The organism is Dysgonomonas sp. 521, from assembly GCF_010501055.1.
Classification (GTDB): Bacteria; Bacteroidota; Bacteroidia; order Bacteroidales; family Dysgonomonadaceae; genus Dysgonomonas.
Map to the genome: position 1 here is coordinate 38158 of NZ_QVMO01000014.1, position 22877 is coordinate 61034.

The window sequence follows — 22877 nt, forward strand, 5'->3', positions numbered from 1 at the left end:
TTTTCTTTTATGTATTTTCTATCGTAAGGGCGAACCTATGTGTTCGCCAGATTCATTTGGGCAGACACGCAGGTCTGCCCCTACTCTATATAATTAGATAATTTTCTTAGAATTTAAAACCAAGATTTAACCCATAAGTCACAGGAACAGGAATATTACCTCCTTCTATACCCTGAACATTACCACTACTATTTGTCAGTTCGGGGTCAATATCTTTGCTCTTGGTATAGATATTCCATAAGTTGCGGGCATAGGCTGTCACGCTTACACTTTCAATCTTCCATTTCGGCAATTTGAATGTATATCCCAAAGTCAGTTCGCGCAACTTGATAAACGTAGCATCGAAAACCGTATATGCAGTAGGCCCATTGTATTGGTTCTGCGCCCATGCCTGTGCAGTTACACGCTTGTCGTTTGTTGCCGTATTAGAAACTGTATATGTTCCATCAGCATTGAATACGACATCGCCTGTTACACCATCAAGAACAATGCCATCCTCACGAATATTATTTGCAGCTGTTGACTCCAATATACCAGAATACATCCCTACCTTATAGGTCTGAGAGAAGAATTTTCCTCCTATTCTTGAGTCAATCAGGAACCCGAAAGTAAAGTTCTTATATCTCAACTGGTTCTGAAAACTCCAGAGAAAATCCGGCAACACGCTTCCCAGCGATGCAAACTGGTCGGTACGCATATATACTCCATCGCTATTCACTACCTTTTGCCCGTCAGAAGCATATACAAAGTCATAACCCTTTATCTGCCCGTAACTTTCCCCTTCCTCTGCTACCAGGGAAACCAATGTATTACTCAATTGCAACGTATTCACTGCATCCGACAGTTTGATAATCTTATTGCTGTTCTTAGAGAAGTTGGCAATAGCTGTCCAGTCCCAATCCTTTTGGCGGATAGGGTTTACTGTCAGTGTAGCTTCAACACCTTTATTGTTTATCTTTCCTGCATTAATCAGCTTGTAACTATAACCGAAAGCATCGGAGGTTGGCAATGAAATAATCTGATTGCGTGTATTATTGTCATAATATGTGACATCCAATCCTATCAGATTATTGAGGAACTGCAATTGTAATCCGGCTTCCCACGAAGATGTAATCTCCGGTTTCAGTTCCGGGTTATTTAGTTTATCAGGCAAAGTATACGATATATTACCGTCAAAAGCAGTCTGTGCCTCGTATGTTTTGTACAACTGATAAGGATCGGTATCATTACCTACTTCTGCCCATCCTAAGCGTACCTTTCCGAATGATAACCAATTCTGATTTTTCAGTGCAGGAAGCTCCGTGAATACAAAAGAGCCGGTAACGGAAGGGTACAGGAATGAATTCTCATCCTTCGGTAATGTTGACGACCAGTCGTTACGGATAGTGCCGTCTACATACAGCATGCTTTTCCACCCGTACGATACACTTCCATATACTGACGAAATAGCCTTCTTGTAAATACCCGTTGTCGGATTTATTATAACAGATGAAGCATTATTCAGACTGTAATATTCAGGTATCCGAAGACCTCCCGAAGTTTGTATATCACTTACACGCCTGTTGCGTCTCATATAGTTGGCTCCAAGATTAGCGACTAAAGAATGATTACCCCAACGGTTATTGGATGTAGCGAGGAATTCATAGTTAAACTCATCAAATTTCTGGGAATATTCCTGATACATCGACTGCGAACGGGAGTAATATGCAATACGATCCTGCGAGTTATACTGGTATATATCTCCATTTATCCGTCCTGTCAGGCTTAACCATTTTGTAGGGGTAATCACCAATCCTACATTACCATACAACCTGTCTCTGTTTTCTTTCAGATAACTCTCATAGGCAGACCAATAGGGGTTATCTATATATTTTGTTTTTTCGGCTTCGGGCGTATTCTCCCAGCTGGTGCGGTTCCATGCGCGGGGAGTACCATCAGCACGTTTATATTCTTTCAGTTTACTGTAGTCTACCTGCACCTGTCCCCACTGGTAGGCTTCGAGCATAATATTACGGTTCGAAGCGCCTGTCCAAGGACGACCTGTAGATTTATTATTTATATAGTTTACGTTTCCGAAGAATGAAATCAGGTCTCCTTTTGTACTTCCCGATATATTCACTGCATTTCTGGTTAATGATGAATTAGGGACAGTACCTTTCACATTCTTATTCGTAAATGATACACGGAATGAACCTCTGGCCGTATTCTTCGAAAGGGCTATATTATTTGTATTGGATATACCTGTACGGAAAAAGTCTTTTACATCACTTTTAGGGTATGACCACGCTTGTGGATTCAGGTAATCACCAGGATACTCAGGGTCGAGATTGTACCAGTTCAGGACAGGTGTACCATCCAGTTTCGGCCCCCAGCTCTCGTCGGCAGCATAATCTACCACATTATATTCTTTCCCGTCTATAGTTCCTTTCTGAAAAGTAGTGCTATAGCCTCCACCATATAGCTTCTGGCGTTTTGGCAACCGGACTACATTCTCAAATTCAAGGCCTATATTCAGCTGAATGTCTATGCGGTCATCATTCCTGTCACCCTTCTTTGTGGTTATCAGTATTACCCCGTTTGCTGCGCGTGTACCGTAAAGGGCTGCTGCAGAAGGACCTTTCAACACTGTGATATCTGCAATATCATCCGGATTAATATCCTGAACAGTACTACCTACATCTTTACCGGCACTACCATTGATGGTAGAAGATGTATTCATATCGGTATTATCCAGTGGCACTCCATCTATGATATACAACGGTTGGTTGTTTCCTGTAATGGAATTGATACCACGCAATGTTACACGTGACGAACCACCCATATTTCCTCCGCCGGATATCACCTGAAGGCCGGATATCTTACCCGAAAGGGCGCTCAGGGCATTTGTAGGACGGGTTTCCAGAGCCTTGCCCGAAACATTTTGTACGGCATACCCCAATGCTTTTTTCTCGCGGGGAATGTTCAGGGAAGTCACCACAACCTCATTCAGTTCAGTACTGTTCTCTTTCAGCACAACATCTACCTGCCTGTTGGAGAGTATCTGAACCTGATGTGTCTCAAATCCGAGATAAGAGAATACCAGATAATCACTTCTTTCTACAGAGATGGAATAATATCCATCTACATCTGTAAGCGTCCCTGTCTGGGTATTACTTTTCACCTGTATAGTTACACCGGGCAGGCCCGAACCCGAAGCATCGGTCACCCGGCCTTTTATAACAAACACCTCATCATCGGCCTGAGCGAATGCCAGTAATACAAAGACATTCAATAACAACAGTAGTTTTAACTTTCTAATTTTCAACATAACCTTTTCCTAATTAACTTAACTCAAACAATCTTTACATAATAGATACCATAAATATCAATTCGTTAAAAACAGATAATATTTATTGCAAAAGTATAATGCGTTGGTCAGGTACGAAATCCCTTTGATGTGGTATTTTATATACCTCAAATATGGTATATGGGAGGATGTTTAATGATTATTAATCGACGAAAATAAGAGTCTTTGGTTAATAAAAATATTTAATAAATCATATCTATTTCCTAAATAAATCTGATTTCTGCGATGTGTTATATGATTAATATTTACCTTTGCCCCCATATAATATATAATGTATGGAATTGCTGGATAAAGCCTCAGGAAAAATCCGATTCGGTATAATTGGTACAAATTTTATAGTAGATAAAATTCTGGAAGCGGCCAAACTTGAGCCCCGCTTCGAACTGGCAGCCGTGTATTCCCGTACACAGGAACGGGCTGACGAATTTGCCGGCAAACATAATATCCCGCACACCTTTACCTCACTCGAAGCTATGGCATCCAGCGATATTATTGATGCCGTTTATATAGCTTCACCCAACTCGTTGCATGCTTCCCAGAGCATCTTGTTTATGCAGCACAATAAACATGTCTTGTGCGAAAAACCTTTCGCGTCCAATACCCGCGAAGCAAAAGCGATGATAGCGGCATCAGAGAAGTACGATGTAACATTAATGGAGGCGATGAAGCCCACTTTAACTCCAAACTTTTCAGCAATCTGCAATCACATCAAAGAAATCGGTACAGTCCGCCGGTATTTTTCCTGCTATTGCCAATACTCATCCCGCTACGACAAGCTGAAGGAAGGTATTGTCCTGAACGCTTTCGACCCTGCACTTTCCAATGGGGCTGTGATGGATTTAGGCATATACACCATCTATCCGATGGTAGTCCTGTTTGGACGCCCAAAAAGAATCAGTGCCACAGGGTATAAACTATTTACGGGAGCAGACGGACAGGGAAGTGTTAATTTCGAATATGACGGAATGGAAGCGACCGTACTTTATTCCAAGATTGCAGATTCGGATCTACCCACAGAGATACAAGGGGAAGAAGGTACAATCACTTCCGACCGGATAAATATTATCAGTGAAGTTAAACTAAAAAAGAGAGGGGGAACAGAATATGTAATCAGCGAACCTAATACCACACACGAATATTATTTTGAAGTGGCTGAGTTCATTAACCTGATACAAAAAGGAAAAAGAGAGTCGGAGGTAAACAGTCATAAAAACACGCTTATAACAATAGAAATAATTGATGAAATCAGAAAACAGCTGGGCGTAATTTACCCTGCTGATAGCATATAAATATTAAATTGTTACAAATACCCGATTTTTATATTGTATTATTTTGAATAATACGGAATTTTGCTCAACATTATTTCTGATGATTATACAATTTATTATGATTGCCAACTTTTTTTAACAATAACAAAGGTTTTATATATTTAAAATATTCCTAGCTTTATTCCGCATTATAATTAGGTTTTTCTAATTTATTAGACACCTTTAGAGTTGGAGCTTAAAGTGTTCAGAAACAAGCCCTTAAAGCTATTTGATTTGTATTCATGAAAAATGTACGAAAATAATAAGGCCCAAACTCCCGTTTTGACGGATATAAGAAGAAAAAACAATCTATATTATTTAATAGTCTTGTCATAAAGACAAATTTTTTATTACTTACTTAACCCATGAATGAACTAACATCCTATTCGCGCCCACAGACCTTCTGGCTGGTAATCCTGAGGCTACTCATCGGCTGGCATTTTCTGTACGAAGGTCTTGTGAAAATCTTTAACTCTGGCTGGACAGCCTACCCTTATCTCATGGATTCCCAGGGATTTTTATCCGACTTTTTCCACAGCCTTGCTGAGAATGAAGGATTTCTGGCCATATCCAATTACGTTAACATTTACGGATTAACCCTTATCGGACTGGGGCTGATACTTGGCTGCCTCTCACGTTACGCGTCCATAGGCGGTATTATTTTCCTCGCATTATATTTTTTATCCCATCCTCCTTATATCGGATCCGAATCCATGATGCCTACCGAAGGCTCTTACCTGTGGGTAGACAAAAACCTGATAGAAATAGGTGCTTTAATGGTGTTGTTATATTTCCCGACTTCGCACATAATAGGCCTGGACCGGTATATTTCAAAATTTTTTAAACGTAAAACAGCTTAACATATCATGACATCCGAAGATAAGAAAGTTACAGAACCAGATAAAGAAAACAACCAAAAACCACAATCCAATGGAAGCCCGCTGCCCGAATCGCAGGGACGGCGCGATGCATTAAAAGCGTTAGCTACTGTTCCTATCCTGGGGGCAATGGCTTATGGTGTTTATAAAAAACAGAAGTACGATAAGACGATGCACGATGTGAGCGACGTCTTTAGCCTGAGTAAAGAAACGGCCACAATACCCGATTTACAGCCTAACGGGAAACAAATCCGGCTGGGAATCATCGGATGTGGTATCAGAGGAAAACAACTATTGAGAGCGGCAGGATTTGCAACTCCCCAGTCTTTGCAAGACCTCATAGATGAATCGAAAAAAGATAAAAAAGATACGCGCTACCAGCTATTCAAAGAACAGGAAGACCTCAACGTCGTCCTAACCGGCGTATGTGATATTTTTGATACATTTGCCGAACAGGGAGTAGCTGCCGGAGCAAATATAAACAGGGAAGGACTGGGTGGAAAACTGGGGCCTGAACCTAAACGTTACCGCCACTATCAGGAAATGCTGGCTGCGGACGATATAGACGCCGTAATTATAGCAACACCCGACCACTGGCACAGCACAATGGCTATGGATGCCGCCAAAGCGGGAAAACATGTGTATGTAGAAAAACCTCTCTCGTGGACTGTACCCGAAACATATATGGTAAGGGATGTCATCAAACAGACAGGTGTGGTTTTCCAGTTGGGACATCAGGGACGGCAGGTAGATAGCTACCATAAAGCAAAGGAAATCATAGACAAAGGCCTGCTCGGGCCAATCTCCCTGATAGAAGTATGCACAAACAGAAATGACCCGAACGGAGCTTGGGTATATGACATTGACCCTACTGCCAATCCGAAAACCATCGACTGGAAACAGTTTGAAGGAGACGAAGAAAGGGTTAAAGAATATATGGACTACATGACCAAATATAAATTGGAAAAATATGTAGGCCCGGACGAAAGGGGCAAATTCAGCCTCGAACGCTTCTTCCGCTGGCGTTGCTGGTGGGATTACAGTACAGGGCTGAGCGGAGACTTGCTAACACACGAATATGATGCCATCAACCAGCTGATGGGTGTCGGCATACCGCACTCCGCCACATCTTCGGGAGGAGTTTACTTCTTCAAGGACGGCAGAACCGTGCCGGATGTACTGCAAACCACGTTCGAATTTCCAGACAAAGACATGACCATGCTATATAGCGCCACTCTTGCCAGCAACCGCAACAGAGGGAAAGTAATCATGGGGCACGATGCGTCGATGGAAGTGGGAGACACACTAACAGTGAAAGTAGACAGTGCGTCTACCAGATATAAAGATAAGATCGACAATGGTATTATCAAACCGGATGTACCATTCTATACATACGTTCCGGGCAAAAGTAATGTAGACGCGGTAACCTCCGCCACCGAACTCTATTTCGCCCAGCGCGGACTATTATATTCTTATCTGGGAGGTAAGCGCTATGATACTACATTCCTGCACATAAGAGAGTGGCTCGAAGCTATCCGCGATACCAATAAGAAAATCTCTTGTGGTATCGATGCAGCCTTTGAAGAGGCTATCACGGCACACATGGGAACACGCGCATATCTGGAAGGCCGTACCATGTACTGGGATAAGGATAAGGAAGAAATAGTAAGAAGTTAATTGACAGTAGACAGTGGACAATAGATCGTTAATTGCTAATTTTTCGTTGTCAATTGTCAACTATCAACTGAAAAAGAATTACCATTAAATCTAAAAACAATATTAACCTAAAAAAACAGAGAAATTATGGCATCAGACATTTCGAGAAGAAAGTTCCTTTCTACGGGAGCTAAAGCCGCCATCGGACTGACGATTATCCCAAGTTCGGTGTTAGGTCAAAACTTCGGGCATATAGCTCCGAGCGACAAATTAAACATCGCAGCCGTTGGTGTTGGAGGTATGGGACATGCTAACATTAAAGCTGTGGAAGCTACAGAAAATATCGTTGGTTTATGCGATGTGGACTGGAAATATGCTAAAGGCGTATTCGACAGATTCCCAAAAGCCCAAAAATTCTGGGATTTCCGTGAAATGTACGACAAAATGGGTAAAGACATTGACGCGGTAATAGTAGCGACAGCCGACCACACACATGCTATCGTATCTGCCGATGCTATGACAATGGGCAAACATGTATTTTGTCAAAAACCACTTACCCACACAGTATATGAATCCCGCTTGCTGACCAAGCTGGCTAAAAAACATAAAGTCGCTACCCAAATGGGTAATCAGGGTGCATCAGGAGAAGGCGTTAACCTCGTTTGCGAATGGATTGCCAATGGAGAGATAGGGGAAGTTACGAAAGTAGAATGTGCTACAGACCGTCCTATTTGGCCACAGGGATTGAATGCCCCGGAAAAAGTGGATAAAATACCAAGCACCTTGAATTGGGACTTGTTTACAGGCCCTGCAAAAATGAAACCGTTCAACTCTATATATACTCCTTGGAACTGGCGTGGCTGGTGGGATTATGGTACAGGCGCATTAGGCGATATGGCTTGCCACATCATGCATCCGGTATTCAAAGGTTTGAATCTGGGTTACCCTACCAAAGTACAAGGTTCATCTACCCTGCTGTTGCAAGATTGCGCACCACAGGCACAGCATGTTAAATTAACATTCCCTGCCCGCGACAATATGCCTAAAGTAGGTATGCCAGAAGTGGAAGTGCATTGGTATGATGGCGGTATGATGCCCGATCGTCCTAAAGGCTTCCCTCAGGGAAAAGAATTAATGGGCGAAGGCGGTGGATTGGTTATCTTCCACGGCACAAAAGATACACTGATTTGCGGATGTTACGGTGTAAACCCTTGGTTGTTGTCGGGCCGCGTTCCGAATGCGCCTAAGACACAACGCCGTGTAGACACATCGCACGAAATGGATTGGGTACGGGCTTGTAAAGAAGATGCTTCCAGCCGCGTAATGACTAAATCAGATTTCAGCGAAGCAGGTCCTTTCAACGAAATGGTAGTGATGGGAGTTTTGGCTATTCGTTTGCAAACCTTGAATAAGGAATTGTTGTGGGACGGCGAAAACATGAAATTCACAAACATCGCTCCGAACGAAGAAATCAAGATATTAATTAAGGACGATTTCAAGATTGTAGACGGAGACCCTAAATTCAATAAGATATGGACCGATCCGATCAATGCTCAACTCTTTGCCGAAGAATTGATTAAGCATAAGTACAGAGATGGTTGGAAATTGCCGGCTATGCCTTAATGGTCACAGACCTATCTATTATTCAACAAATTATTATTTAACTAAAACCAAAATAAAAATGAAAAAGATTATTTACAGCCTGGCTTGCTGTATGGTTGCAGGAGCATTTGTCGCTTGCGGAGGCGGTGCGAAGAATACAGATAACAACAGTACGGGTTCGGATTCAGCGGCAGCAAAAACAGCCGAAGCTGCTAAACCGGAATACACAGTATTAGATAAACCACAAGTTGACCTTTCTAAATTTAAGAAAGACAAAGACGGTTATATAACTATTTTCGATGGTAAAACATTCGAAGGATGGCGTGGCTATGGTAAAGATAATGTTCCCGGAAAATGGACTATCGATCAGGGCGCTATCAAGTTTAACGGTACAGGTGGCGGAGAAGCTCAGGAAAAAGACGGCGGAGATATCATTTTTGCTCACAAGTTCAAAAACTTCGAAATGGAGTTGGAATGGAAAGTTGCGAAAGGTGCTAACTCAGGTATCTTCTATCTGGCTCAGGAAATCCAGACAAAAGATCCTAAAACAGGAGAATTGAGAATGGAACCTATTTATATTTCTTCTCCCGAAGCTCAGGTATTGGACAACGAAAACCATCCGGATGCAAAACTGGGTAAGGACAACAACCGCCAGTCAATGTCATTATACGACATGATCCCAGCCAAACCACAGAACGCTAAACCATTTGGAGAATGGAACAAAGCGAAGATTATGGTTTACAAAGGAACTGTAGTTCACGGACAAAACGGCCAAAACGTAGTTGAATACCATTTGTGGACACCACAATGGACAGAAATGCTTCAGGCAAGCAAATTCAGCGAAGAAGCATGGCCTTTGGCATTCGAATTGCTGAACAACTGCGGTGGACCTGACAGACAGGGTTATATCGGCCTACAGGATCATGGCGACGATGTTTGGTTCCGCAACATCAGAATTAAGATCCTTGACTAATTACACTATTTTTTATTCATAATATTTATCAAATCCTTGAAGGAGCAATCCTTCTTGGATTTGACTTTTAAATAATCTTATATTTTTATCATGAAAATATCAATTATCCTAGCCTCAGCTATATTTATGCTGGCATCATGCACTCCTAAAGCTGATACCCAGAATGCAGCACCTGTAAAAAAAGATATCGCCCTGCAATTATACTCGTTAAGAGATGATATAGGCAATGGCGACAATGGTTATAAAGGCTATGACGATGCTATAAAGAAAGCCGGAGAGATGGGCTATACTGCCGTAGAAGCCGCCAACTACGGCGATGGTAAATTCTACGGAAAGACACCTGAAGAATTTAAAGCCAGTATAGAAGCCGCCGGCATGACCGTACTTTCTTCTCACACAGGTAGAGGATTGAACGAAAAAGAACTTGCTTCCAAAGATTTTACAGAAGGTCTGAAATGGTGGGATCAGTGTATTGCTGCGCACAAGGCTGCGGGAATGAAATACATCGTTACTCCGTGGATGGATACACCTAAGACGCTTAAAGATTTGCAGACATACTGTGAATACTATAACGAAATAGGAAAGAAATGTAAAGAAAACGGCATGTTGTTCGGCTATCACAACCATGACTTCGAACTTAAAAACAAGATTGAAGACAAAGTGATGTATGACTACATGATAGAAAATACAAACCCCGAATATGTATTCTTCCAAATGGACGTGTACTGGATAGTAAGAGGCGGACAAAGCCCTGTAGACTACTTCAACAAGTACAAAAACCGTTTTACCCTGCTTCACATCAAGGATAATAAAGAACTTGGACAAAGTGGCATGGTAGGATTCGACGCTATCTTCAACAACACAGATGCTGCAGGTGTGAAACATCTGGTAGTGGAAGTAGAGCATTATAACTTTACTCCGGCCGAAAGTGTGAAGAAAAGCTTGGAATATCTGATAAATTGCCCACTGGTAAAAGAAAGTTACGATAAATAGTGATTTAGCTGTTAGCCGTTAGCTTATAGTTTTGTCGCTTTGCGGCATTAACAGCTAACGGCTATTAGCTAACAGCTAATAAATATACAGATGAACGCAGTAATGGCCGATAACGGCTCCTTCTACTACAATATACGGGGGACAGCGGAGGGAACCAGTTATAACATCATATATCAGGATAATAAGGACAGGGATTTTCAGCCGGAAATAGATACCCTGTTGGCCGGATTCGAAAAATCATTATCCGTATATGACCGGGATTCCATTATCTCACGTATCAACAGGAATGAAGACGTAGAAGTAGATGACTATTTTTATACAGTCTTTACCAAAGCAAAAGAAATAAGTACCCAAACAGAAGGTTCGTTCGATATATCCGCTGAACCGCTATTCAGAGCCTGGGGATTCAGCTCTCAGGGAAAAAACCCGCCCGATAAAGCCCAAATAGAGAAACTGAAACAATATATCGGAATGGATAAGGTGAAGATAGAAAACAGACGGATCGTTAAAAGCCACCCCGACATTGTATTGAATGTAAATGCCATTGCAAAAGGATATTCGGCAGATATTGTAGCAACCTTTCTCGATGAACACAACTGCCAAAATTATCTGGTAGAAATAGGAGGAGAAATCCGCCTCAAAGGGGAGAACCTACAGGGAGAAGCATGGCGCATCGGGATAGATCGCCCATCGGAAAACAATCCCATCCCCGGACAGGATCTGCAAGCTGTGTTGCAGATAACCGACAGAGCAATAGCTACATCCGGAAACTATCGACAATTTTATATCCAAGACGGACAAAAGATAAGCCATACGATCAATCCGGCAACAGGCTATCCGTCAAAACACAACCTGCTATCGGTAACAGTAGTTGCGGACGAAGCCCTCGCAGCCGATGCCTATGCTACAGCCTTCCTTGTGTCAGGAATCGAAAAATCACTGGAATGGCTCAACAAATACACCGGACTGGACGCCATATTTATATGCGACGAAGAAGGAGAATATAAAATGTACTGCACCCCTGCACTCGAAGGCAAGATTATGCAGGAGTACGGATAAAGAGCCCGCTGTATTGTGTTAAAAAGAAATAAATATTAAATTATATCCGCTTTTTAGATATTATTTATCTTATTTTGTTAACCGAAAACAATCTTAAAGAAATTAATATCATCAAAGCACTAAAAATCAAAATTCATGAATACATTATTATTTTTAGGAAATCTGGGAACAGGTGAAATTATCATTATAGCCATTGTTGTTTTACTCCTGTTTGGCGGTAAAAAAATCCCTGAACTGATGAAAGGTCTTGGCAAAGGCATCAAAAACTTCAAAGAAGGAGTGAAAGGCATCGAAGACGATATAGAGGGAAACAACGACGAAACAACAACTAAGAAAGATTGAGATAGCACGCTTCTATGGGAGAAAGTAATGAGGGAATGACCTTTTGGGATCATTTAGAAGAACTACGCTGGACATTAGTCAGGTCTATCATCGCCTTATTTGTATTTGCTATCATCGCCTTTGCGCTGATGCCTTATATATACGACAGCTGGATAATGGGAGCTACACGCGCCGATTTCGTACTGTACAAGTACTTGTGTTACGCTACATCAGCCATACCTTTCCTGCCCGACTTCTGTGACGATACATTCCATATCAAGATCATAAATTATAACCTCACATCACAGTTTTTCAGGCACATGACCACCTCTTTCTGGCTGGCGCTGATACTTACATTCCCATACCTTGTATTCGAGATATGGCGTTTTGTAAGCCCGGCACTGTATGCCAGCGAAAGAAAAAGCATCAGATGGGTAGCCCTGTTCGGTACAGGCATGTTCTTTGTAGGATGTGCAGTAGGATATTTCCTGGTATTCCCGATGACGTTCCGGTTTCTGGCTACTTATCAGCTGAGTGAAATGATAGAGAATACCATTTCGCTCGATTCGTATATGGATAACTTCCTGATACTGATATTCATTATGGGTATTGTATTCGAATTGCCATTGGTATCATGGCTTTTATCCCAGTTAGGCCTGTTAAACAGGTCATTCTTCAAGAAATTCAGAAGGCACGCTATTGTCGGACTGCTTGTTTTATCCGCATTTATCACACCATCGAGCGATCCGTTTACGCTGTCCGTGGTATTCATTCCGCTATACTTGCTGTTCGAGTTAAGCCGCTTTATGGTAAAACCCGCGCCTAAGGAGACAGACGAAGATGAGGAGGATGAAGAAGAGGAAGAACTCGATGAAGATACTCCTGATATACAAATAGAATCTAAATAGAGATTAATATAAAACAAAAAAAATCCCGACCGGAATAACCAGTCGGGATTTTTTCATCCTTATATCTAATGTTTACTCGATTACGATTCTGCAGGAGGATTATTATTGTCTCCGTTTGCTTTCTGAACTGGTCTTTCAGGCCTTGGAGGACGAGGAAGAAGTACCTTGCGTGATAGTTTGAATTTACCTGTCTTAGGGTCGATATCAATCAGTTTCACTTCTATCTTATCTCCTTCTTTCAATCCTGCTTTCTCCATATCTTCGATACGATCCCAAGATATCTCAGAGATATGAAGCAATCCGTCTTTACCCGGAAGGAATTCGCAGAATGCACCGTAAGGCATCACCGAGCGTACTTTTGCTTCATACACCTCTCCTACCTCAGGTACTGCTACAATACCTTTTATCTTGGCCATAGCGGCTTCGATAGATGTCTTGTTGGTAGCAGAAACTTCCACACGTCCGTATCCGTCGATTTCCTCGATAGTAACTGTCGCTCCTGTTTCTTCCTGTATACCTTGTATAATTTTTCCACCAGGTCCTATCACAGCACCGATGAATTCTTTATTGATAATCATTACCTCAATGCGTGGAGCATTTTCCTTGAAGTCGGCACGTGGTTCCGACAATGTTTCAAGGATTTTGCCCATAATATGAAGGCGGCCTTCACGAGCCTGGTTCAATGCTTTTTCAAGAATCTCGTAAGACAGTCCGTCTACTTTTATATCCATCTGTGTAGCAGTGATACCGTCTTTAGTTCCACAAACTTTAAAGTCCATGTCTCCCAGGTGGTCTTCATCTCCAAGAATATCGGAAAGGACAGCAAAGTTAGTACCCTTATTTTCAGAGATAAGTCCCATTGCTATACCTGTAACCGGTTTTTCAATTTTTACCCCTGCATCCATCAATGCCAGTGTACCGGCGCAAACAGTTGCCATAGAAGACGAACCATTCGATTCCAATATATCGGAAACTACACGGATTACATAAGGATAATTAGCTGGGATCATTGGTTTCAATGCACGGTGTGCAAGGTTTCCGTGTCCTATCTCACGGCGACCTACACCACGTTGTGGCCTTGCATCTCCGGTAGAGAACGGAGGGAAGTTATAATGTAAAAGGAATCTTTCTTTTCCGTTATTCAGTACATCGTCTATTATCTTTTCATCCAGCTTCGTTCCTAGTGTTACCGTTGTCAGCGACTGGGTTTCACCTCGTGTAAAGACTGCAGAACCGTGGGCCCCCGGCAGATAATCTACTTCGCTCCATATAGGGCGTATTTCGGTAGTGCTACGGCCATCGAGGCGTTTGCCTTCGTCAAGGATAGAACGGCGCATCGCTTCTTTTTCCACATCATGGTAATAACGGGAGATCAAAGCGCTTTTCTCCTCCAGTTCTTCCTCTGTAAGGTTGGCTTTATATTCTTCTTCTATAGCTTTGAAGTTGTCTACACGCTCGTGTTTGTTTGTATTACCCGAAGCAGCTACGGCATAAGCTTTGTCATAGCATTTTGCCCAAACATCTTTGCGTAGTTCTTCATCGTTTGTTTCGTGGCTGTACTCACGTTTTGTAGTTGTACCAACAGCTTCCATCAGTTCTATCTGAGCCTGGCACTGCACTTTGATAGCTTCGTGAGCGAACTTGATAGCTTCCAGCATTTCTGCTTCCGAAACTTCTTTCATCTCACCTTCTACCATCATAATGTTGTCGATAGTGGCACCTACCATAATATCCATATCAGCCTGCGCCAACTGGGTAAATGTAGGATTCAGTACAAACTGACCGTCAACACGCGCGACCCTTACTTCCGAGATAGGGCCGTTGAACGGGATATCTGAAACAGCCAGGGCGGCTGATGCGGCAAGTCCGGCTAATGCGTCAGGCATATCTTCGCCATCGGACGAGAACAAGGTAACATTCACAAATACCTCAGCATGGTAATCGTCCGGAAACAGTGGACGAAGCGCACGGTCTACTAACCGGCAAACCAATATTTCATAATCTGACGCGCGTCCCTCCCTACGTTGGAAACCTCCGGGGAAACGGCCGAACGCGGCAAATTTTTCTTTATACTCTACCTGTAAAGGCATAAAATCAACACCCGGATTTGCATCTTTGGCCGCGCAAACTGTTGCCAACAACATGGTATTACCCATGCGCAACATAACTGATCCGTCAGCTTGTTTTGCCAATTTTCCGGTCTCAATAGTGATAGTCCTTCCATCACCTAAATCGATACTCTTTGTAATCGGATTCATCATAAATATTTTTTTTACTTCTTAAAATCGAACAAAGGTAAGTAAAGTTTTTGAAAATTAAGAGGATGCAATTCAGAAAACAAGGCAACCGTACTAAAATCGGATAAGTTTTTTATATATTCCATCACGGTACATGACAAAAATAGAATATTAAGGTTCAACCCCTCTCCCTGTGGGCACTCCCGGCCCTCCCCAAAAGGAGGGGGAGAAGCGAGAGGAGAGTCGCAAAGCGAAGACAGATGCCGTTTGATCCGTCAGGCACTCTTCCCTTTTGATAAAGGGAACGTTTTAAGTAGCGAGAGCAGAACTAAAATTTATTTTATGTTATGCCGAGTCACGACAAACAACGTTCACAGGAGCGAAGCGTATGTAAAACGACTAATGTAATTGAAGTCCCCGAAGGGGGAAGGGTTAGAATGATAGTATCTATTTTTTATCATGTATTAGAGTTTATATTCAATAAGATTATATATGGTTTATTCTCTGTGATTTAATTGCCTCCTGCTTTAGCTGGAGGATAATAGTCTAATCAGATAATGGCTTTAGCCAAAATGTTTTGACTAAAGTCGTTTTCTATCTGTATTATTATCCACGACTTGAAAGTCGTGGCAACTAAAACTCCTAAAAATATGCTTCTTACTCTTTTATTGAATATAAACTCTATTATGTATCTTTGATTTATAAACACTATAATGATATGCAAAAACTTCGAAAAGCTACAGATGAATTTATAAGGGTTATATCCCTGCCGTCTTCTACGAAAGACGAACTGAACAAGGCGTTGCAGGAATGCTACAAATGCTTTGACGACAGTACAGATGAGGAAATACTTGTCTTTATGAAGAGGGTGTTCGGCCTGCATAACCTGCCGGATATGGAACGGGCGTCCACGGCTACCATTATTTGTGGCTATCTGGTAGAGAGGGGATTTTCAAGTGATTCCATCCTGCATCCCCTGATCGACTTATACGATAATCTTCTCGACTGTTCGCGTACCTTTTATGAATTATTATTTACTGAAATAGAGAATGTAAAGGAAGAAGATGACGAGAAAAGGGATGAAATAATAAATAAGGTTTTTGCAGATTTGGTCTCCGACAGAAGCCGGATAAGTCAGGCTACTTACAATGCTGTAGTTGGCCTTGATAAATTTTATGCCTGCGCCGTTTCCGTATTTTCTATTAGTAAAAGCAATTTCTTTGCCGCAAAAACACGTTTAGCGGATAAAATAGCGTTTGCAGGACAATATAATCAGGGTTGTTACTGGCTGAACGAACTCTTTGGCGTACTGTTTGACGAACCTGTGACAGTGATAGACATCGACAGGAATATAGGCTTTACAGGAAAAATTAGCGGGATAGTGGATAATACGCAGCTTCAATATCTGTTGATGGGAATTCCTTTTATGAATGACGGGAAGTCTGCCGTTTCGGAAGAAATCCATAGCGTTTTTGATGGTACGGGGCCTCAACAGCTTGAAAAAGTTTCCGCACAAAGCAAATGGAATATGTACAATCTGGAATTGTGCAGACAACCGGACTGGGAACAGCTGATTAACAATGAAAAGAACCAGTCTGTAGCCAGAAGTTTTACTGATTGCTGGATATGGGGCGAAGGTATTCCGAGTGATATAAGTATTCACAACGGCCGCAGGGTAATATTATTGGGACTGCCGTCATACAGCCGTTCATCAACTATCCAGCGTACTTTCAGAAATCTGAAAGCAGGCATTGAGATAGAAAAGGAGTTGACAGAGGAAGAAATAAAAGATTGGCTTTATTACACAATTTAGAAAAGCGTTCAGGCAGGCACAGTTATACAAAAATGGGAATAATCCACTACCTTTATGCCGCATTATGATTGAATAACAGATGGAAAAAACAATATTCTATACACCCGATATACTCAGCAATCCTGAACTGCCGCTCGAAGAAGCGCAGCATTGCATAAAAGTATTGCGAAAAAAAGAGGGGGACGAAATTCTTCTGACAGACGGAAAAGGCTTTTTCTACGATGCGAAGATTATACAGGCTAACCCAAAGCACTGCCTTGTAAATATACTGAATACAACGGAGCAGCCTGCAAACTGGAATTGTACGATCCGGATTGCTTTCGCACCGACAAAAAATATGGATCGTATAGAGTGGTTTGCCGAGAAAGCTACAGAAATAGGGATTGACCGGTTTTCGCCGATTCTCTGCCGCCACTCCGAGCGTAAAGATATAAAGCTGCAACGTATTGAAAAGATACTTGTTTCGGCAATGAAGCAGTCACAAAAGGCCATTCTTCCACAACTGGATGAAATGCTGCCCTTTTCCAAATTTTTGGAACAGGATTTTAAAGGACAGAAGTTTATCGCACACTGCTATCCTCACGAAAAGAAAACATTAAAGGATGCTTATACAAAAGGGGAGGATGTCCTTATACTGATTGGCCCCGAAGGGGATTTCTCCGAACAGGAGGTAGAGCAAGCTATAAAAAAAGGCTTTCAACCCGTTTCATTAGGAGAAAGCCGTTTGCGGACCGAAACAGCAGCATTGGCAGCATGTCATGCTATCCATGTGCTGAACTGGTGATATCTTATTCTACACTTATCGTTATAACAGCAGGTTGCCCTTCATCGTTTATTATCTTCACCACTCCCTGTCCTATCACTTCTTTCGAAGTATCTACTTGCACAGAAGCACATTCAGTATCAGTCGCGTTATGCATATAGACTCCATCGAAGAGTGCATTGGTGAAATCAACCAGTTTCCAGCCGTTGCCATACAACAGCTTAATGGATATAATCTGGTCTCTTTTCGCAGATATGCTCATACTTTCCGAGTCCAGTTCGTATGTGGCAATAACTATAACATCATAGGTAGCGGTGGTTCCCCTTCTATCCGTAATTTTAAAATATGAGTTGCCGAATTCAATCCCTTCAACAACTATTTCATCATTTTCATTCACTGTTGCCTTAGCGCTTGTCCCGCTGATTGTCTCTATTGTGTAGCCTCCTGCACCAAAAGATACATATTTATCTATATATGTTTTTCCCAGTTCGGTGAATAATGTATGTCCGGGAGAAACAAGGGACTTGGCATAAGATACCATTGACAAGGATTTCTGCTGGCTTTTCTTGTCGGTAACCGTAATAGTTACATCTGTATGATAACTGATAAAATCGACATAGACTTTCGTCCCTTCTAACCTGACCTTTGCCGCGTTTTCATCCGAAGAGGTTACGGTATAATCTCCATTACCATCCAGTATCTCAAACTCTGTTTCTATTCCGTCAAACGACAATGTACGATTCCCGTTATCAACAGATAATAATAACTCTTTTACCGGTTCGTTGTCCTCATCATCTCCCCGATCAATTACGCTATCAGAGCCGCAACTTACGAAAAAGCAAATGGTGGAAAAAAGGAATAAGTTACGTAAAGTTTTCATCGTTGCTAGTTTTTGTATTTAACAGACCAAATATAGTCATATTTATCAAAATACATCATCATCTCAGCATAACCGCATCGATATCGGATCCATTTTTTATATATTCCTTATAACACATTCTATACAAACCACGTATAATGTGGCATGATTTACTCCGAATAGAATTTTACCCAATCCCGCTCCTCTCTTGTCAGGGCAGGAACATTCCCTTTAAAGCCGGGGTCGGGGGTGTACCATGACTGTCCCAGATAGAACTCTTTTAGTTCAGGGGAAGTAAAAATATATCCCTTGCGTGCAAACGGAAGATTTTTCAAGATTCTTTTCGACACTTCATTTGCCGTTTCTATTTCATATTCCACACCTGTATCTTCTATCAGCACCCATGACAGGTAAGGTCTCTCCTTATAGTCGAAAGGCTGTGCCATATAGGCTACAGGGCGATAGGCATATATCTTCAATTCAGCCTGGGGCTTGAAGTTAGCTGCTTTATAAATAACTTCTCCTTTTCTGATATGAAAATCGGTACGGATACTTTTCTTTTCGCGATTATCTGTATAATCGGTATATTCGATACCTTTTATAATAGAGCCTTTTCCTTTTAAAGTCCATTCCGGGTCTTTCCCAAAAGGCGAATCATCTATATAGAAATCCTGAAACTCGCCCATATTTACAATCAGGGTAAAATCATCGATCTGCTTATTTGCCCAGCGGTTGGCAGCCGTAAGTACATAATCGAACCGGTAGATATAATCCACACTTTTTGATAAGTCGCATACATAGGTATGCCTGATATGGTTTATCCCTTTCTTGAACTTCGCGGTAAAATAGTATACATAATAGTATTCGGGGTACTCAGTAGTCGCTTCTATCACTTCTTCGGGGCTTAACGCTACAAATTCGCCATGATGATAGTACGCACTGTCGTTTACAATCGCTACTTTATAGGGCAGAACAACGTGGTTCATCTGTATACTGAAATCTGAAATATTCGGATGTTTCCCTTTCTTGGGACTCGTGTCTGTGTCGCCTCGCGGAGCTGAAGCCTCGAAGCCCACTACAATAGATTTGGTGTTTCCCGGGTTGTAAAACTCATAAGAGACGGTTACCTCTACCTGTTGCTTGTTTTTTCTTTTTATGGTAAGAATCTCTTTTTTTACGGATATGTCGGTTTCCTCAACGGGTATCAGTTGATTTCCGCTAACGTAATATGCTCCATCGTTTGCAAAAGATGTAAGGTAGGATGAAGCAAATAGAAGGAATGGTATCAGATAGGTTAAAACTTTTTTCATTGCTACTCAGGTTTAAACGACAATTTATCCCAGATATACTTTTTAGGGTTTTCTATAAGAAAGGGTTCAATCATTTTATAATCATCACTTGTCAGATAGCTTTCTATATCGTAGCTTGCCTCTATAGATGTATCATCGGCTGACAACTCTATTGTAATGGGATTCATATCCAGCGCAGCGTAAGCATTACGGAACTCCTGGCTGTTTCGGTCTGTATCTGCTATTATAAATGTATCTTTATTGATTTTTGGGAATAAGTCGCCTTGGAGGATAGGTATCCATTTGGTCGTATAAAACTGTATCTGGCTATCGCAGGCTTTTCCGCAAACGGTTTTTACTACGCAGATAATTTGAGAATCATTGATCAAAGGCAACAGCTTTATTTGTATCATCCCCGATTCGGAAGTCTGGAGGGAGATGTAATCGTGAGATATGCCAACTCTTGTTACCTCGCCGAAAGCCTCCATACCGCTTCTGTTGACAGATACTCCGGCAGTGTCTCCGGGGTTAGATAGCAATTTGTCCTTGCCGGCAGCATCGAGGCCGAAAACCAAATTTTCGGGCATGGTAAGGAATACGGTGCTTATATCTTGAGCCGAAGCAGTGATGATAGTGCTGAACAGGAGAGTGATTGCGAGTATGATTTTTTTCATTTTATGCTTAATTAAAATATTATGGATTATGAAAGGTCTGCGGCCTTATTTTGTACCCAAATATAGGAAAAACATCGCTACTATTATTAAAACGAGGTCAATAGCTTTTCCTTTTAAGTTTTTTTCATGGAAGAAAAGTACTCCTCCGGCAAAGGAGACGAGTACGCTGCTCCGCCTTACCATAGATACAATCGATATCATGGCATCGGGATCGGTCAAAGCATAGAAATAGACAAAGTCGGCTATGGTGAGAAAGACGGATACAAGTATAATACTCCACCGCCATTGGAAAGGTGTGTTATTCTTCCGTTTAGGATACCACAGTATGAGAACTACTGCCAGCATGAGCAGGCACTGGTACGAGTTGAACCAGAATTGCACGGCAGTAGAACTGAATTTCTGCATCAGGAATTTGTCATATAATCCGCTTGCCGCACCCGCCACGGAGGCCAATATTATAAAGAATATCCATTTGTTTTTATGAAAACTGATGCCTTCTTTTTTACCGGAAAGGGAAAGCAGGAAAAACGATATGATGGTAATAATTACGCCTATCCATTGATAGAGGTTCAGCCTTTCGCCGAAGATAAGGAGCGCGCCCACCAGCGTCATCACAGGGCGTGTGGCATTGATAGGGCCTGTAATGGTCAGGGGAAGATGTTTGATGGCGAAGTAGCCGAATATCCACGATGTGAGCACGATGATGGATTTGATAAAGATATACCCGTGTGTTTCCGGCGATACCGAGGGCACATATCCGATTGTTCCGTATAGCGTATCCGGAGCCAGTTTGGATATGATAACAAGGGGGGATAGGAGCAACGAACAGAATAAAGTGTTAAGAAAAAGGACAGGGATTACAGCATTCTCATTAACCGATTTCTTTTTACAAATATCATAGCATCCCAGAAAGAATGCCGAAACAAAAGCAAGTACTAACCACATTTTATACGTAGTGTATCAAAAAAAATTAAGTGTGCAAAGGTAGCAACAATTTGTTTAGTACATGACAAAAATAATGCTCTACATGAAAATTATTAATAATGCGAATCAAGGGTTGAAAGCAGCTCAACTCCTGCCTGAAAGGCAGAATCTTCATAACCGTATGCAAGCGCAGCGTAGCTTACGCAGCAAGTGGCAATTACACTCCCCCCGGCCCGAAGCGGCAGGGCACACAGTATGTCCTGTCTTTCAGACAGCTGCTATTGCTCATCCTTTTTCCGCAGGTCGATGACCCGCGGTTATGAAGATTTGGCTTTTCAAGCCAGTTGCAATATTCTTTGTTATGTCCTAAAAAAATTGACGGGATAATAAATAATCTAATATTTTACATCATTGATTCATGTAATTTTACTATTTTGGCATACTATAAACTATTTCAAACTATGAAAAAGGAAATAATAAAAAAATTAAAAGACTTCTTCTCCAGCGAGGATAATCAGATACTTGCCGGAAAACCTGCAACAGATGAACAAATCAGAAATGCCGAAGAATTGCTTGGGGTAAAATTCAGCGAGGATTATATTGAGTTTATCAAATTGTTCGGCGGAGCCTATGCCGGTCTGGATATCCATGCATTTGAGAATGGTAAGGCTCTGGGCAAAGAAACGGTCATTGAGTTAACCGGCAATATGAGAATTTCTCACCCGGAGGTAAAAGATACGTATGTGATAAGTGATGATGGGGCAGGAAATCCGATAATGATAAATAGTAAGGGAGAAGTAGAGATATTTTACCATGATTCGGGGGAAGTGGAAACACTGGCTGCTTCGTTAAGTGAATTTATAGAGGAGAATTTTGAGCCTTGGTGATTTTATAAATCAACCTTCTGTTTTTACAGTCAGGCTTCTAAGTCCGCGAAGCGGGCTAATATGGATAACCACGCGTAAGCCCAGTCATGTTCGGAAGATTTTTAACATAATAAAAATCTTGTCTGTAAGGGCTGAAAGCCCGTTTTAATTCAGCCCAAGGTGAAGCCTTGGGCTGAATTAACCAGCCACTTCATGGCGAAAAAATCTTCCGAACATGACTAGGTAAAGCCCCTACCGTCAGGATTTGTAATCCGACAAAAACAAAAACAGGCTGTCACTTTTTATAGTACAGCCTGTTGTTTTTTTCGTAGAAAATTGTCTTATATAAAGCGTTCTTTGATATAATCGGAGGGAAAAAGGTAACAGGGAAAAGTAATGAAAAAAGTCA

General features: G+C 41.7%; 18 protein-coding genes. 12 read left to right on the plus strand and 6 right to left on the minus strand.

The genetic code is table 11. The annotated features are described in order from the left end of the window. Positions 1-106: 106 nt before the first annotated feature. Positions 107-3307 carry a SusC/RagA family TonB-linked outer membrane protein gene (locus tag D0T84_RS06500; RefSeq protein WP_163307071.1) on the minus strand — a complete coding sequence of 1067 codons (3201 nt, stop codon included), beginning with the start codon at positions 3305-3307 and terminating at the stop codon, positions 107-109. Between the two features lie 314 nt (positions 3308-3621). On the opposite strand from D0T84_RS06500, the gene D0T84_RS06505 reads away from it, so the two are divergent. The 9 genes from D0T84_RS06505 (at position 3622) to tatC (ending at position 13043) form a co-directional block, all read left to right on the plus strand. Next, on the plus strand, positions 3622-4635 hold the full coding sequence (locus D0T84_RS06505; RefSeq protein ID WP_163307072.1) for a Gfo/Idh/MocA family protein: 1014 nt from the start codon (positions 3622-3624) through the stop codon (positions 4633-4635). Between the two features lie 383 nt (positions 4636-5018). Further along, positions 5019-5513, plus strand: coding sequence for a DoxX family membrane protein (locus D0T84_RS06510; RefSeq protein ID WP_163307073.1), 495 nt, complete (start codon positions 5019-5021; stop codon positions 5511-5513). A gap of 6 nt (positions 5514-5519) precedes the next feature. Next, entirely contained in the window at positions 5520-7208 is a 1689-nt protein-coding gene (locus D0T84_RS06515; protein WP_163307074.1) for a Gfo/Idh/MocA family protein, read from the plus strand. 126 nt (positions 7209-7334) lie between these two features. Beyond that, positions 7335-8810, plus strand: a complete 1476-nt coding sequence (locus D0T84_RS06520) for a Gfo/Idh/MocA family protein (protein ID WP_163307075.1) — start codon at positions 7335-7337, stop codon at positions 8808-8810. A gap of 58 nt (positions 8811-8868) precedes the next feature. Then, the gene (locus D0T84_RS06525) at positions 8869-9762 is read left to right on the plus strand and encodes a DUF1080 domain-containing protein (protein ID WP_163307076.1); all 894 of its coding nucleotides are present in this window, start codon (positions 8869-8871) and stop codon (positions 9760-9762) included. A gap of 90 nt (positions 9763-9852) precedes the next feature. Further along, a complete protein-coding gene (locus D0T84_RS06530) occupies positions 9853-10755 on the plus strand; it encodes a sugar phosphate isomerase/epimerase (RefSeq protein WP_163307077.1) in 903 nt (300 codons plus the stop codon). A gap of 90 nt (positions 10756-10845) precedes the next feature. Beyond that, entirely contained in the window at positions 10846-11814 is a 969-nt protein-coding gene (locus D0T84_RS06535; RefSeq protein ID WP_163307078.1) for an FAD:protein FMN transferase, read from the plus strand. Between the two features lie 135 nt (positions 11815-11949). Continuing rightward, complete coding sequence (tatA, locus tag D0T84_RS06540; protein ID WP_163307079.1) at positions 11950-12156, plus strand: twin-arginine translocase TatA/TatE family subunit; 207 nt, start codon at positions 11950-11952, stop codon at positions 12154-12156. A 14-nt stretch (positions 12157-12170) separates the two neighbouring features. Beyond that, positions 12171-13043 carry a twin-arginine translocase subunit TatC gene (tatC, locus tag D0T84_RS06545; protein ID WP_163307080.1) on the plus strand — a complete coding sequence of 291 codons (873 nt, stop codon included), beginning with the start codon at positions 12171-12173 and terminating at the stop codon, positions 13041-13043. Between the two features lie 80 nt (positions 13044-13123). Here the strand turns inward: tatC and pnp are convergent, their stop codons facing one another. Then, the gene (gene pnp / locus D0T84_RS06550; RefSeq protein WP_163307081.1) at positions 13124-15304 is read right to left on the minus strand and encodes a polyribonucleotide nucleotidyltransferase; all 2181 of its coding nucleotides are present in this window, start codon (positions 15302-15304) and stop codon (positions 13124-13126) included. 694 nt (positions 15305-15998) lie between these two features. On the opposite strand from pnp, the gene D0T84_RS06555 reads away from it, so the two are divergent. Both D0T84_RS06555 and D0T84_RS06560 read left to right on the plus strand, forming a co-directional pair. After that, positions 15999-17093, plus strand: a complete 1095-nt coding sequence (locus tag D0T84_RS06555) for a hypothetical protein (RefSeq protein WP_163307082.1) — start codon at positions 15999-16001, stop codon at positions 17091-17093. 79 nt (positions 17094-17172) lie between these two features. Beyond that, the gene (locus D0T84_RS06560; protein ID WP_163307083.1) at positions 17173-17877 is read left to right on the plus strand and encodes a 16S rRNA (uracil(1498)-N(3))-methyltransferase; all 705 of its coding nucleotides are present in this window, start codon (positions 17173-17175) and stop codon (positions 17875-17877) included. A 4-nt stretch (positions 17878-17881) separates the two neighbouring features. Here the strand turns inward: D0T84_RS06560 and D0T84_RS06565 are convergent, their stop codons facing one another. The 4 genes from D0T84_RS06565 to D0T84_RS06580 form a co-directional block, all read right to left on the minus strand. Beyond that, positions 17882-18736 (minus strand): hypothetical protein, encoded by an 855-nt coding sequence (locus D0T84_RS06565; RefSeq protein WP_163307084.1) that lies wholly within the window; start codon positions 18734-18736, stop codon positions 17882-17884. Between the two features lie 149 nt (positions 18737-18885). After that, complete coding sequence (locus tag D0T84_RS06570) at positions 18886-20025, minus strand: YARHG domain-containing protein (RefSeq protein ID WP_163307085.1); 1140 nt, start codon at positions 20023-20025, stop codon at positions 18886-18888. Positions 20026-20027: 2 nt separating this feature from the next. Continuing rightward, complete coding sequence (locus D0T84_RS06575) at positions 20028-20678, minus strand: DUF3256 family protein (RefSeq protein WP_163307086.1); 651 nt, start codon at positions 20676-20678, stop codon at positions 20028-20030. Positions 20679-20723: 45 nt separating this feature from the next. Next, the gene (locus D0T84_RS06580; RefSeq protein ID WP_163307087.1) at positions 20724-21623 is read right to left on the minus strand and encodes an EamA family transporter; all 900 of its coding nucleotides are present in this window, start codon (positions 21621-21623) and stop codon (positions 20724-20726) included. Between the two features lie 440 nt (positions 21624-22063). Between D0T84_RS06580 and D0T84_RS06585 the strand changes: the two genes are divergently transcribed. Continuing rightward, entirely contained in the window at positions 22064-22489 is a 426-nt protein-coding gene (locus D0T84_RS06585) for an SMI1/KNR4 family protein (protein WP_163307088.1), read from the plus strand. Positions 22490-22877: the final 388 nt, after the last annotated feature.

What these genes read in the sequence shown, in the direction of transcription:
- D0T84_RS06535 (WP_163307078.1), top strand. Translation starts at nt 10,846, where the DNA reads ATGAACGCAGTAATGGCCGATAACGGCTCCTTCTACTACAATATACGG.
- D0T84_RS06500 (WP_163307071.1), bottom strand. Translation starts at nt 3,307, where the DNA reads ATGTTGAAAATTAGAAAGTTAAAACTACTGTTGTTATTGAATGTCTTT.
- D0T84_RS06570 (WP_163307085.1), bottom strand. Translation starts at nt 20,025, where the DNA reads ATGAAAAAAGTTTTAACCTATCTGATACCATTCCTTCTATTTGCTTCA.
- D0T84_RS06505 (WP_163307072.1), top strand. Translation starts at nt 3,622, where the DNA reads ATGGAATTGCTGGATAAAGCCTCAGGAAAAATCCGATTCGGTATAATT.
- pnp (WP_163307081.1), bottom strand. Translation starts at nt 15,304, where the DNA reads ATGATGAATCCGATTACAAAGAGTATCGATTTAGGTGATGGAAGGACT.
- D0T84_RS06530 (WP_163307077.1), top strand. Translation starts at nt 9,853, where the DNA reads ATGAAAATATCAATTATCCTAGCCTCAGCTATATTTATGCTGGCATCA.
- D0T84_RS06560 (WP_163307083.1), top strand. Translation starts at nt 17,173, where the DNA reads ATGGAAAAAACAATATTCTATACACCCGATATACTCAGCAATCCTGAA.
- D0T84_RS06520 (WP_163307075.1), top strand. Translation starts at nt 7,335, where the DNA reads ATGGCATCAGACATTTCGAGAAGAAAGTTCCTTTCTACGGGAGCTAAA.
- D0T84_RS06510 (WP_163307073.1), top strand. Translation starts at nt 5,019, where the DNA reads ATGAATGAACTAACATCCTATTCGCGCCCACAGACCTTCTGGCTGGTA.
- D0T84_RS06515 (WP_163307074.1), top strand. Translation starts at nt 5,520, where the DNA reads ATGACATCCGAAGATAAGAAAGTTACAGAACCAGATAAAGAAAACAAC.
- D0T84_RS06525 (WP_163307076.1), top strand. Translation starts at nt 8,869, where the DNA reads ATGAAAAAGATTATTTACAGCCTGGCTTGCTGTATGGTTGCAGGAGCA.
- D0T84_RS06585 (WP_163307088.1), top strand. Translation starts at nt 22,064, where the DNA reads ATGAAAAAGGAAATAATAAAAAAATTAAAAGACTTCTTCTCCAGCGAG.
- D0T84_RS06565 (WP_163307084.1), bottom strand. Translation starts at nt 18,736, where the DNA reads ATGAAAACTTTACGTAACTTATTCCTTTTTTCCACCATTTGCTTTTTC.
- D0T84_RS06580 (WP_163307087.1), bottom strand. Translation starts at nt 21,623, where the DNA reads ATGTGGTTAGTACTTGCTTTTGTTTCGGCATTCTTTCTGGGATGCTAT.
- tatA (WP_163307079.1), top strand. Translation starts at nt 11,950, where the DNA reads ATGAATACATTATTATTTTTAGGAAATCTGGGAACAGGTGAAATTATC.
- D0T84_RS06555 (WP_163307082.1), top strand. Translation starts at nt 15,999, where the DNA reads ATGCAAAAACTTCGAAAAGCTACAGATGAATTTATAAGGGTTATATCC.
- tatC (WP_163307080.1), top strand. Translation starts at nt 12,171, where the DNA reads ATGGGAGAAAGTAATGAGGGAATGACCTTTTGGGATCATTTAGAAGAA.
- D0T84_RS06575 (WP_163307086.1), bottom strand. Translation starts at nt 20,678, where the DNA reads ATGAAAAAAATCATACTCGCAATCACTCTCCTGTTCAGCACTATCATC.